The organism is Streptomyces sp. NPDC059788 (assembly GCF_042732265.1).
GTDB lineage: Bacteria > Actinomycetota > Actinomycetes > Streptomycetales > Streptomycetaceae > Streptomyces.
Map to the genome: position 1 here is coordinate 23,074 of NZ_JBHWHY010000024.1, position 12,232 is coordinate 35,305.

The 12,232-nt window shown below is 71.8% G+C and carries 9 protein-coding genes; 4 read left to right on the forward strand and 5 right to left on the reverse strand.

The window, feature by feature from the left end:
* Window positions 1-44 precede the first annotated feature (44 nt).
* The 4 genes from ACFV57_RS21630 to ACFV57_RS21645 all read left to right on the forward strand — a co-directional run bounded on the left by ACFV57_RS21630 (window position 45) and on the right by ACFV57_RS21645 (window position 6,042).
* A complete protein-coding gene (locus ACFV57_RS21630) occupies window positions 45-2,048 on the forward strand; it encodes a 2-oxoacid:acceptor oxidoreductase subunit alpha (RefSeq protein WP_385234544.1) in 2,004 nt (667 codons plus the stop codon).
* Window positions 2,041-3,135 (forward strand): 2-oxoacid:ferredoxin oxidoreductase subunit beta, encoded by a 1,095-nt coding sequence (locus tag ACFV57_RS21635; protein WP_385234547.1) that lies wholly within the window; start codon window positions 2,041-2,043, stop codon window positions 3,133-3,135. Before ACFV57_RS21630 ends, ACFV57_RS21635 begins: the two co-directional genes overlap by 8 nt.
* Before the next feature lie 331 nt (window positions 3,136-3,466).
* Complete coding sequence (rarD, locus tag ACFV57_RS21640) at window positions 3,467-4,513, forward strand: EamA family transporter RarD (RefSeq protein WP_385234550.1); 1,047 nt, start codon at window positions 3,467-3,469, stop codon at window positions 4,511-4,513.
* 128 nt (window positions 4,514-4,641) lie between these two features.
* Complete coding sequence (locus ACFV57_RS21645) at window positions 4,642-6,042, forward strand: M28 family metallopeptidase (RefSeq protein ID WP_385234553.1); 1,401 nt, start codon at window positions 4,642-4,644, stop codon at window positions 6,040-6,042.
* A gap of 63 nt (window positions 6,043-6,105) precedes the next feature.
* On the opposite strand, the gene ACFV57_RS21650 is transcribed toward ACFV57_RS21645, so the two are convergent.
* The 5 genes from ACFV57_RS21650 to ACFV57_RS21670 all read right to left on the reverse strand — a co-directional run bounded on the left by ACFV57_RS21650 (window position 6,106) and on the right by ACFV57_RS21670 (window position 12,230).
* Window positions 6,106-7,038 (reverse strand): ABC transporter permease, encoded by a 933-nt coding sequence (locus ACFV57_RS21650; protein WP_385234556.1) that lies wholly within the window; start codon window positions 7,036-7,038, stop codon window positions 6,106-6,108.
* Complete coding sequence (locus ACFV57_RS21655; protein ID WP_385234559.1) at window positions 7,025-7,990, reverse strand: ABC transporter ATP-binding protein; 966 nt, start codon at window positions 7,988-7,990, stop codon at window positions 7,025-7,027. The genes ACFV57_RS21650 and ACFV57_RS21655 overlap by 14 nt, the downstream gene beginning before the upstream one ends.
* A 95-nt stretch (window positions 7,991-8,085) precedes the next feature.
* Window positions 8,086-9,429, reverse strand: coding sequence for an outer membrane lipoprotein carrier protein LolA (locus tag ACFV57_RS21660; RefSeq protein WP_385234563.1), 1,344 nt, complete (start codon window positions 9,427-9,429; stop codon window positions 8,086-8,088).
* A 234-nt stretch (window positions 9,430-9,663) separates the two neighbouring features.
* Complete coding sequence (locus ACFV57_RS21665; RefSeq protein WP_385234566.1) at window positions 9,664-10,677, reverse strand: polyprenyl synthetase family protein; 1,014 nt, start codon at window positions 10,675-10,677, stop codon at window positions 9,664-9,666.
* A gap of 347 nt (window positions 10,678-11,024) precedes the next feature.
* Entirely contained in the window at window positions 11,025-12,230 is a 1,206-nt protein-coding gene (locus tag ACFV57_RS21670) for an FAD-dependent oxidoreductase (RefSeq protein ID WP_385234568.1), read from the reverse strand.
* Window positions 12,231-12,232: the final 2 nt, after the last annotated feature.

Here is a 12,232-nt window from a genome sequence, read left to right on the forward strand (position 1 = left end):
GCACGACGAGTCCCGAGCCACCGCCCCAAGGGAGGTCCGAAGCAGTGACCAGCCAGGTCAGCAGCCAAGCCGAGCAGGCCGACGGAGCGCTCATCGGGGAGCCGCACGCCCCCGGCGCCGGCACCGACGGCAACGGCGGGAATCACGGCGGTAAAGAGGTACGTCGCCTGGACCGGGTGATCATCCGGTTCGCGGGCGACTCCGGCGACGGTATGCAGCTCACGGGTGACCGGTTCACCTCGGAGACGGCGACCTTCGGCAACGACCTGTCGACGCTGCCGAACTTCCCCGCGGAGATCCGGGCCCCCGCCGGCACCCTGCCGGGCGTCTCCAGTTTCCAGCTGCACTTCGCGGACCACGACATCCTCACCCCCGGCGACGCGCCCAACGTCCTGGTGGCGATGAACCCGGCCGCCCTGAAGGCGAACCTGGGCGACGTGCCGCGCGGCGCGGAGATCATCGTCAACACGGACGAGTTCACCAAGCGCCCGATGGCGAAGGTGGGTTACGAGGTCAGCCCGCTGGAGGACGGGACGCTCCAGGCGTACAACGTCCATCCGGTGCCGCTGACGACCCTGACGATCGAGGCGCTCAAGGACTTCGGGCTCTCCCGCAAGGAGGCCGAGCGCAGCAAGAACATGTTCGCGCTGGGCCTGCTGTCGTGGATGTACCACCGGCCGACCGAGGGCACCGAAGCGTTCCTGCGGCAGAAGTTCGCCAAGAAGCCCGACATCGCCGCGGCGAACGTCGCCGCGTTCCGCGCGGGCTGGAACTTCGGCGAGACCACCGAGGACTTCGCGGTCTCCTACGAGGTGGCGCCGGCCACCCAGGCGTTCCCGACCGGCACCTACCGCAACATCTCCGGCAACCTGGCACTGTCCTACGGCCTGATCGCCGCCGGACAGCAGGCCGACCTGCCGCTCTACCTCGGCTCGTACCCGATCACGCCCGCCTCGGACATCCTGCACGAGCTGTCGCGGCACAAGAACTTCGGCGTGCGGACCTTCCAGGCCGAGGACGAGATCGCCGGCATCGGCGCGGCGCTGGGCGCGGCCTTCGGCGGCGCGCTCGCGGTGACCACCACCTCGGGCCCCGGCGTGGCGCTGAAGTCGGAGACCATCGGGCTCGCGGTCTCCCTCGAACTCCCGCTGCTGATCGTGGACATCCAGCGCGGCGGGCCGTCCACCGGCCTGCCCACCAAGACCGAGCAGGCCGATCTGCTCCAGGCGATGTACGGGCGCAACGGTGAGGCGCCGGTGCCGATCGTGGCGCCGAAGACCCCCGCCGACTGCTTCGACGCGGCGCTGGACGCGGCGCGCATCGCGCTGACGTACCGTACGCCGGTCTTCCTGCTGTCCGACGGCTACCTGGCCAACGGCTCGGAGCCGTGGCGCATTCCGGAGGTCGACCAACTGCCCGACCTGCGCGTGCAGTTCGCGTCCGGTACGAACCACACGCTGGCGGACGGCACCGAGGTCTTCTGGCCGTACAAGCGCGACCAGCAGACGCTGGCCCGGCCGTGGGCCGTGCCCGGCACGCCCGGCCTGGAGCACCGCATCGGCGGCATCGAGAAGCAGGACGGCACGGGCAACATCTCCTACGACCCGGCCAACCACGACTTCATGGTGCGCACCCGCCAGGCGAAGATCGACGGCATCGAGGTTCCGGACCTGGAGGTCGACGACCCGACGGCCGAGGCGGCCGTCCGCGACGGCCAGGGCGCGGCCGCCGCGCAGGGCGCCGACACCCTGGTCCTGGGCTGGGGCTCGACGTACGGGCCGATCACCGCGGCCGTGCGGCGCGTACGGCGCGACGGCGGGCGCGTGGCCCAGGCCCATCTGCGCCACCTCAACCCCTTCCCGCGGAACCTCGGCGCGGTGCTGGCACGTTACGACAAGGTGGTCGTACCCGAGATGAACCTCGGCCAGCTCGCCACCCTGCTGCGGGCGAAGTACCTCGTCGACGCCCGCTCGTACACCCAGGTCAGCGGGATGCCGTTCAAGGCCGAGCAGCTTGCGGAGGTCTTTAAGGAGGCCATCAATGACTGAGACGATCGCGGAGGGGACCTCGACGATCGAGGCGCTTTCCCTGGTGCCCAAGGCCGAGGGCAAGCAGTCCATGAAGGACTTCAAGTCCGATCAGGAAGTGCGCTGGTGCCCCGGCTGCGGTGATTACGCGGTGCTCGCCGCCGTGCAGGGCTTCATGCCCGAACTCGGTCTGGCGAAGGAGAACATCGTCTTCGTCTCGGGCATCGGCTGCTCGTCCCGGTTCCCGTACTACATGAACACCTACGGGATGCACTCCATCCACGGCCGCGCCCCGGCCATCGCCACCGGCCTGGCCTCCTCGCGCCGCGACCTGTCCGTGTGGGTCGTCACCGGCGACGGCGACGCGCTGTCCATCGGCGGCAACCACCTGATCCACGCGCTGCGCCGCAACGTCAACCTCAAGATCCTGCTGTTCAACAACCGGATCTACGGCCTGACCAAGGGCCAGTACAGCCCCACCTCCGAGGTCGGCAAGATCACCAAGTCGACGCCGATGGGCTCGCTGGACGCGCCCTTCAACCCGGTGTCGCTGGCCATCGGCGCCGAGGCTTCCTTCGTGGCCCGCACGGTCGACTCCGACCGCAAGCACCTGACCAGTGTGCTGCGCGCGGCCGCCGCCCACCCGGGCACCGCGCTGGTGGAGATCTACCAGAACTGCAACATCTTCAACGACGGCGCCTTCGAGGTCCTCAAGGACAAGCAGCAGGCCGAGGAAGCCGTGATCCGCCTGGAGCACGGACAGCCCATCCGCTTCGGCGCGCCCGCCGAGGACGGCCTCGGCTCCAAGGGCGTGGTGCGCGATCCGGCCACCGGCGACCTCAAGGTCATCGACGTGACGGCGGAGGGCGCGGACGCGGTGCTCGTCCACGACGCGCACAACCCCTCGCCGACCACCGCCTTCGCCCTGTCCCGCCTCGCCGACCCGGACACGCTGCACCACACCCCCATCGGCGTGCTGCGCAACGTGGACCGCCCGGTCTACGACACGCTCATGGGCGACCAGCTGGACACGGCCATCGAGCAGAAGGGCAAGGGCGACCTCACCTCGCTGCTCGCCGGCAACGACACCTGGACGGTGGTCGGCTAGGGACCGCCCGGCGCCCCGGTCCGGGGCGCCCACCGCCCGCGAGGCGGCGCGCCGCCCGCCCGGCAGGCGGCGGCCCGTCCGCGCGCGGTGGCCGGCCGGACTTCTGTGCCCGTACGAGGTGTCCTGCGACACCGCGTACGGGCACCGCTGTTTTCCGGCCGGAATCCGTCCCGCCGTCCTCGGCCCCCACCCGGCCCCCGCCCTGCCCCCACCTCGCCGTCATGACCGTATTCCGGTACGCGCATGACAGCCGGGCCGTCCGGCGTTACCTTCAGAGCGCGACCCGCACCACCGCCGGCGCAGCTGGAGCAGCATTCACCCGGAGGGCCCCTTGCAACCCCAGTCCGACCAGCGCACAGGACTCGTCTACGGCACGGCCGCGTACGTGATGTGGGGGCTTCTCCCGCTGTACTGGCACCTGCTCGGCGACCTGGCCCCCGCCGAGATCCTGGCCCACCGGATGGTGTGGTCGCTGCCGGTGGCCGTCGTCATCCTGGCCGTGATGCGCCGCTGGTCCTGGACACTGCGGCTGGTGCGGCAGCCCAAGCGGCTCGGCCTGGTCCTGGTCTGCGCCACGGTCATCTCCGTCAACTGGTTCCTGTACATCTGGGCGGTCAACAGCGGGCACGTCCTCGAAGCGTCGCTGGGCTACTTCATCAACCCGCTGGTCAGCATCGCCTTCGGCGTCCTGGTGCTGCGCGAGCGGCTGCGGCCGTTGCAGTGGACGGCGGTGGGCGTCGGCACCGCCGCGGTGGTGGTGATGGCCGTGGCATACGGCAAGGTGCCCTGGATCTCGCTCGGACTGGCGTTCACGTTCGCCACGTACGGCCTGGTCAAGAAGGGCGTGAAGCTCGACGGCATCGAGGGCTTCAGCGCCGAGACGGCGATGCAGTTCGTGCCCGCGCTGGGCATCCTGGTCTACCTCGGCGCGCGCGGCGAGGCCGGGTTCGTGACCGGCGGGGTGGGGCAGATGCTGCTGCTCATGGGCTGCGGCGTGGCCACCGCGCTGCCGCTGATCGCCTTCGGCGCTTCGGCGGTGCGCCTGCCGCTGACCGTGCTCGGGATGCTCCAGTACCTGGCGCCGACCTTCCAGTTCGCCCTCGGCCTGCTGGTCTTCCACGAGGAGATGCCGGTGGAGCGCTGGGCGGGCTTCGGCCTGGTCTGGCTGGCGCTGGTGGTGCTGACGTACGACGCGATCCGCACCGCCCGCTCCGCGCGTACGGCGCTGGCAAAGGCCCGTGAGGCGGCGCGGGAAGCGCTCGCGGAGACGACCGCCGCACTGACCCCGGCGGCGCCGGAGAGCGCCGGGCAAAACACCCCGGAGAGCGCCGGGGCGGCCCCGCACGCCGCCCCGGAACCGGACGCCGCCAAGCCCTGACCCGCCGCGAGCGATATGCGGGTCGGGGTGTCCGGATTCCGCCTTGTCAGCGGGGCGTGGCGCGCCCACCATCAGCTTCGCGCCATGCACGGTCCGTTCACTCCACGTTCGGAATCCGGAGACCCCTCATGCCATGGAATGTCGCAAGGCCCAGCTCGACCAGGCGTTTTCGAAGATCCGGCAGCAGCGGCGGCAGCGGCCCGGGCGGCCTCGGGCTGCTCGCCGCCGGCGCCGTACTCGGCCTGATCGTTGCGATACCCGGGGCGGCCGGTGCGGCCACCGCCGCGCCCGCCGCCGCCCGCCCCACCGCTCCCGCCCGCACGGCCGCCGCCCCCGACATACCGGTGGCCAACGTCAAGGCGCACCTGAGCCAGCTCCAGTCGATAGCCACCGCCAACGGCGGCAACCGGGCCCACGGCCGGCCCGGCTACCGGGCCTCGATCGACTACATCAAGGGCAAGCTGGACGCCGCGGGCTTCACCACCACCCTCCAGCAGTTCACCACCAGCGGCGCCACCGGCTACAACCTCGTCGCCGACTGGCCCGGCGGCGACGCGAACCAGATCCTGATGGCCGGGGCGCACCTGGACTCCGTCAACGCGGGCCCCGGCATCAACGACAACGGCTCCGGCTCGGCCGCGGTCCTCGAAACCGCGCTGGCCCTCGCCCGCTCGGGCGCCAAGCCCGCCAAGCACCTGCGGTTCGGCTGGTGGGGCGCCGAGGAGCTGGGGATGCGCGGCTCGCAGTACTACGTGAGCCGGCTGCCCGCCGCGGAACGCACGAAGTTCAGCGGCTACCTGAACTTCGACATGGTCGGCTCCCCCAACCCCGGCTATTTCGTCTACGACGACGACCGCACCATCGAGAGCGTCTTCAAGGACTACTACGCCTCGGTGAACATCCCCACGGAGATCGAGACCGAGGGCGACGGCCGCAGCGACCACGCGCCGTTCAAGAACGTCGGCATCCCCGTCGGCGGCCTGTTCTCCGGCGCCGACTACACCAAGACGGCCGCCCAGGCGCAGAAGTGGGGCGGTACGGCGGGCCAGGCCTTCGACCGCTGCTACCACCGCTCCTGCGACACGTCGTCGAACATCAACGACACCGCCCTGGACCGCAACAGCGACGCCATCGCCCACGCCGTGTGGACGCTGGGCGTCGGCTCGACGACCCCGCCCGGCGGCACCGTCTTCGAGAACACCGACGACGTGCAGATCCCGGACGCGGGCGCCGCGGTGACCTCGTCGGTGACGGTCTCCGGACGTGACGGCAACGCGCCGGCCACCCTGCAGGCCGCGGTGGACATCAAGCACACCTACCGCGGCGACCTGGCGATCGACCTCGTCGGGCCGAGCGGGCGGGCGTACCGGCTGAAGAACTCCAGCGGCTCCGACTCGGCGGCGAACGTGATCACCACGTACACGGTCGACGCGTCCGCCGAGACGGCCAACGGCACCTGGCAGCTGCGGGTGCAGGACCTCGGGCCGCAGGACACCGGCTACATCGACAGCTGGAAGCTCACCTTCTGACCGGATCGCGACCGGCCGGCCGCGCCGGCGGCGCGGGAGCTTGCGGCGCGGGGCGCCACGGCATCAGACCGTGACGTCCCGCGTCGTGAAGCGCGCCCAGGCCGCGGAGCCGAAGACCGCCACGTACAGCGCCTGGAGGCCGAAGTTCTTCTGGAGCTGGTCCCAGTAGACGGGGTCGCGCAGCACGTCGGCGAAGGACAGCCAGTGGTGCGAGAAGAGATACGGCTGGATCGCGTGCAGCTGCGGAATGGTGTCCAGGATCTGCACCATGATCAGCAGGCCGACCGTGGTGGCCATCGCCGCGATGCCGCTGTTGGTGAGCGTCGAGACGAACAGGCCGATCGCCGCGACCCCGACCAGGGACAGCGCCACGACGACCGCGACGGCCAGCGCCCGCAGCAGCCCCTCGCCGAACGGCACGGTCGTCCCGGACAGCAGCGTCACCTCGCCGACCGGAAACAGCAGCGCCCCGGTCACCAGCGCCGACACGGCCACGACCAACGTGCCCACCAGGCAGAACGTCACCGTCGTCGCGTACTTGACCAGCAGCAGCTTGGTCCGCCCGGCCGGCGCGACGAGCAGGTAGCGCAGGGTCCCGGCGTGTGCCTCGCCGGCGACGGCGTCCCCCGCGACCACGCCGACCGCCAACGGCAGGAACACCGGCAGGGTGACGGCGAGCGAGGTGAAGACCAGGAAGAGGCCGTTGTTGGTGATCTGGGAGACGAACGCCGCGCCGCCCGAACCGCCGGACCCGCCGCCGTCACCCCCCGTCTCGATCCTGACGGCGACACCGATCAGCACCGGTACGGCGGCCAGGACGGCGAGCAGCGCGAGGGTGCGCCAGCGCCGGAAGGTCATACCGATCTCGTTGCGCAGCAGGCCGAGCGACCACAGGGGCCGCGGCGCGCGGCGCACGGCCGCGCCCCCGGCGCCCGCGCCCGTACCCGCTCCCCCGGCATCCGGTCCCGCGCCCCCGGCCGTCTCAACCCGCGACATCGAAGCCCTCTCCGGTCAGCTGTACGAAGACGTCCTCCAGGGACGCCCGTTCCACGCCGAAGGCCCATACGCGCGCCCCGGCCCGTACGAGTGCGGCGTTGACCTCCGCCAGATCGGGCGGCCCGCCGGCCGCCGCCGGCAGTTCCCCGGTCACCCGCTCCTGCGTCACCACGAGGTCGGTCACCCCCTGCTCCTTGAGCACCCGCACCGCGTCGGCGGTGTCGGGCGTGCCGACCACCAGCCGCCCGCGGGTGCCCGCGGACAGCGCGGCGACCGTGCCCTGGGTGACGAGCCGGCCGCGCGCCATCACCGCGGCGTGCGTGCAGACCTGCTCGATCTCGTCGAGGAGATGGGAGGAGAGGAAGACGGTGGTGCCGTCGCCCGCGAGCTCCCGTATGAGCGCGCGGATCTCCCGCATCCCCTGCGGGTCCAGGCCGTTGGTCGGCTCGTCCAGTACGAGCAGTTCCCGGGGCTGCAGGAGCGCCGCGGCCAGCCCCAGCCGCTGTTTCATGCCCAGTGAGTAGGCGCGTGCCTTCTTGCGGGCCGCGGCGGCCAGGCCGACCCGCTCCAGGGCGTGGTCCACCCGGTGTGCGCGGGTACGGGGGTCCGCGGCCGGGTCGGCCGCGTCGTACCGCACAAGGTTGTCGCGCCCGCTGAGAAAGCCGTACAGGGCCGGTCCCTCGATGAGGGCGCCGACCCTGGGCAGCACCCGGCGGGCGGCCCGCGGCATCGGCTCGCCGAGCAGCCGGGCCCCGCCGGCGGACGGCTCGATCAGGCCGAGCAGCATCCGGATGGTGGTGGTCTTGCCCGAACCGTTGGGGCCGAGGAAGCCGAAGACGCTGCCGCGCGGTACGGCGAGGTCGAGACGGTCCACGGCGAGCTGCCCGCCGCGGTAGGTCTTCGTCAGGCCCCGGGTCTCGATCACCCGGTCCCCGGCGGACGGCTGCGTCATCGGCTCCCCCATGTGGTCGCACTGTGACCGCGGCCCGGTCGCGCCGGCGGCCCGGTGCGCGGGACGGACCGGCGACCCGTCCCGCGCCGTTCTCGCTACTTGGCGGACTCGGCCGCCTTGATCAGGGATTGCTTGTCCACGGCGCCGGCGTACACCGAGCCGTCGTCCGTGATCAGGGCGTTGACCAGGCGCGTGCTGAAGATCCGGCCGGAGCCGAACTTCCCGTTCACCTTCTCGCCCAGGCTGTCCAGCAGCTTGGCCGCGTCGCCGGACGCGCCCTTTCCGGTGGCCGCGGACAGGCCCGAACCGCCGGTCCTGACGTGGGCGATCGAGGTCCAGCCGGAGCCGATGACGTCGACGCCCTTCGTCTTTCCGGCGGCCTTGCCGTCCTTGCCCTGGCCGGTCAGCCCGTACTGCCCCAGGAGGTCCTGGAGGTCCTCGGAGGTGCGGTGGCCCTTGGCGCGCTGCTGCGCGCGGGCCTTGTCGCCGTCCACGACCTTGGCGCCCTTCGGCGCCTTGAAGTCGAAGGTGTCGGCCGCGGGCTTGGCGAAGTCGACGGAGGTGAAGCCCACGTCGACCGCGGCGGCGCCGCCGCCCTTGGGCGTGAGCGTGAACTTCAGCGGTACGCCGGTCTCGGCGTCCACCGAGATCCGGATCGAGTCGACGGTGGAGCCGGCCTGCTTGGGCTTGATCGAGAGCTGGTAGGCGTCCCGCCCGGCGACCTTGGCCGTGCCGTCGACGGTCACCGAGGTGGTGTCGCCGACCGCGTCCAGCGCCTTCTTGGCCAGCTCCTGCGGCGTGGCGTTCTTCAGGTCGCCGGACTCGCCGGTCCGGTCCGCCTTGTCGGAGCCGTGCCGGCCCTGCCCCTTGTCCGCGCCGGCCGGGACGGTGCTGTGGTAAGCGGTGTTGCTCTTGCTGTCGTAACCCCAGATGTCACGGCCGTTGTGTACGAGGTTGTACTCGGCGGCCTTGTCGACGACCGAGAGCCGCTGCTTGTCGGGGCCGTCGACGGCGACGCGCAGCGTGTGCGAGCCGGACGCCAGGCCCGCCAGCCTGCTCTGCGGACTGGCGGAGGAGTCGTTGCCGCCGTCCTTGTCGGCTGCGCCACCGCTGCCGTTGCCCGCGGACGCGCCGCCGAAGGCACCGGCACCGCTGCCCGTCAGGGCGGCGGGCAGTCCCAGGTCGGTGCTCGTACGGACCGTGCCGGACAGCTGCTGTACGTCGGACTTCGCGACCTTGGCTATGAGGTCCTGCGCCGAAATCTTGGGCAGATCAGGCGAGCCGGAGCCGGCGAACGCCGGGACCAGCCCGATCGAGGCCGCCGTGACGCCCACGACAGCGGCCGGGATCGCGTACCGCATCGTCCTGCGGCGCTTCGCGGAGCGCCCCCCGTCTTCGTCCCATTCGTCGGTGACCTGTGTCGGTTGGTTCCGTGGCATGTGCCTTACCTCCGTCGTAAGCGGCGGCTTGCTACGCGACGCACTCGTCCCACTCCCGGGCCTCATTGTGACCCGTTCCGCCATGGCGTGGTGCCCTCAATCCCACCAAACCGGCCAGCCGTACGCGTCAGCCCCCGGGGCCAACTCCGCCTACTCCGGTGGGATGACCCCACACAGCCACAGAGGGGAACCGGTATGACCAAAGTCGGAGGGGACCCTAAGGGTTGCCGGAGGTCACCCCGCCCGGTGCACCACCGAGTCGCACAGCCCCTCCAGGGCCGTCTTCGCCATGCACTCCGGCAGCGGCGCCAGCGTGGACCGCGCCTCCTCCGCGTAGCGCACCGTGTCGCGGCGGGCCTGCTCCAGCGCCGGGTGGGCGCGCAGCCCGGCCAGCGCCTCGGCGTGCCGGACGTCGTCGGTCAGGTCACCGGCGAGCAGATCGCGCAGCTCACGGTCCTTGGCGGTGCCGGCCGGGCCGTCGGCCAGGGCCCGCAGGTGCAGGACCGGCAGGGTCGGGATGCCCTCGCGCAGGTCCGTGCCGGGCGTCTTGCCGGACTCGTGGGAGTCGCTGGCGATGTCCAGGACGTCGTCGGCGAGCTGGAAGGCGGTGCCGAGGCGCTCGCCGTACTGGGTCAGGATGTTGACGGTGGTCTCGTCGGCGCCGGACATCATCGCGCCGAAGCGGCCCGCGACGGCGATCAGCGAGCCGGTCTTGCCCGCGATGACGTCGAGGTAGTGCTCGATCGGGTCGCGGCCGTCGCGCGGTCCGGCGGTCTCCAGGATCTGGCCCGTGACCAGCCGTTCGAACGCCTCGGCCTGGATGCGTACGGCCTCCGGGCCGAGGTCGGCCAGTATGTGCGAGGCGCGCGCGAAGAGGAAGTCGCCGGTCAGCACGGCCACGGAGTTGCCCCAGCGGGCGTTGGCGCTGTCCACGCCGCGGCGCACGTCCGCCTCGTCCATGACGTCGTCGTGGTACAGCGTCGCCAGGTGCGTCAGCTCCACGACGACCGCCGAGGGGACGACGCCCGGCGTGTGCGGGTCGCCGAACTGCGCGGCCAGCATCACCAGCAGCGGCCGGAACCGCTTGCCACCTGCCCGTACGAGGTGCTGCGCGGCTTCGGTGATGAACGGCACGTCGCTTTTCGTGGCCTCCAGCAGGCCTTCCTCGACAGCCGCCAACCCGGCCTGGACATCGGCCTCAAGAGCCTGGTCCCGCACGCTCAGCCCGAAGGGCCCGACGACGGTCACGAGGGGTACTCCTGTCTGCTGACGATCAAACGGATTGTCGATCTGTCGCTGTCTCCACCATTGGCCAGCGTATCCGGTCGCTGTTGGATCACCGTGAGCGCCCGCCCCTCCGAAGCGCTCGAACGGTGTGCGGGGCGTTCCCGGCCCCGGCGCGGACGGCGGGGAAGCCGTGGGAAACGGCCTGGAGGCAGCGGTTCACCGGCGGATCTCTTCCGGAACCCCCGATTTTTCCCCCGGGACACCAGGGGTTTCCCTCGGACCACCGTCGCGTTCCGGACAGACAGGAGCACCCCGGCCGTCCCACGGCGGGGTGCTCCCGTCAGATCCCGGTCCGGACGACCCCGGGATCAGGCTTCTTTGTGCCGGACCACCGCCCCCGCCACCCGCCGGGACGCGAACTCCGTGCCGCACACGAAACGCATCACGGGCCCGAAGGACGCCGCCGCCGGGAGGCCCGTGAAGTACAGGCCCGGGACCGAGGAGCCGAAGCCCGCGTCCAGGCGGGGGCCGCCGCCGCTCACGGTGATGCCGGTGCGCAGGCCCTGGCCGAGGAAGTCCATCGCCGCCAGGTCGACCCCGTAGCCGGTGGCGGCCAGGACGTGGTCGGCGGCCAGTTCGCCGGTGCGGCCGTCGGGGCCGCGCAGGGTCAGCACCGGGCGGCCGTCCTCGACACGCGCGCCCGCGATCCGCTTCCCGGCCGTGACCTGGACGCGCCCCACGAAGCGGTCCCGCAGCCACCAGGCACCCAGCGGCCCCAGCACCCGGCGGACCAGGAACCGCCGGGCCGGTGCGGGCAGGTGGCGGAAACCGCCCGCGTAGTACGTGAACGCGTACAGTGACCACGCGTTGCCGAACGGTGTCGCGGGGCGCAGCCGGGGCTGCCGGTCCGGCGGCACCCCGAAGCCCACCGCCGTACGGCCGCGCGCCACGACCCGTACGGACCGGGCGCCGGACTCGGCGAGCAGCACCGCGCTCTCCAGCGCCGACTGCCCGGCGCCGACGACGACCACGTCCCGGTCGGCGAAGACCGACAGGTCACGGTGCTGGGAGCTGTGCGATACGGGCCCGGTGGGGGACGGCCCGTCGGGTACCGCGGCGGCCAGTTCGCGCGGCAGCCGGGCGAACCCGGTCAGCCCGGTGGCCACGACGACGGAACGCGCCCGGAACTGTTCGCCGCTGTCCAGTTTCAGCTCATATCCGCCGGACTGCCGGTCAACCGAGACGACCCGTACCTGCTCCAGGTCGGGAACCAGCCGGTCCTGGAACCACTGGCCGTACCGCACGAAGGTCTCGACGGGGATGACGTCCCAGTCGGACTCGTAACGCCGCTCACCGACCGCGTCGCAGAAGTCCTGGAGCGTGTACCCGGCCTGCGGGGTGTCGATACTGGACGCCGCGGGCGTCGACTTGAGCAGCATCCCGGCGGGCATGTGCTCGCGCCAGCTCACCATCGGCCGGCCGAAGACGCGTACGGGCACGCCGTGCGCGCGAAGATGAGCCGCCGTCGACAGGCCGTACGGGCCCGCTCCGATGACCGCTACCGGAGTGTTCACTT

Excerpts from the sequence above, each read along its gene's own strand:
- ACFV57_RS21645 (WP_385234553.1), top strand. The coding sequence starts at position 4,642 with ATGCCATGGAATGTCGCAAGGCCCAGCTCGACCAGGCGTTTTCGAAGA.
- ACFV57_RS21655 (WP_385234559.1), bottom strand. The coding sequence starts at position 7,990 with ATGACGCAGCCGTCCGCCGGGGACCGGGTGATCGAGACCCGGGGCCTG.
- ACFV57_RS21635 (WP_385234547.1), top strand. The coding sequence starts at position 2,041 with ATGACTGAGACGATCGCGGAGGGGACCTCGACGATCGAGGCGCTTTCC.
- ACFV57_RS21650 (WP_385234556.1), bottom strand. The coding sequence starts at position 7,038 with ATGTCGCGGGTTGAGACGGCCGGGGGCGCGGGACCGGATGCCGGGGGA.
- ACFV57_RS21660 (WP_385234563.1), bottom strand. The coding sequence starts at position 9,429 with ATGCCACGGAACCAACCGACACAGGTCACCGACGAATGGGACGAAGAC.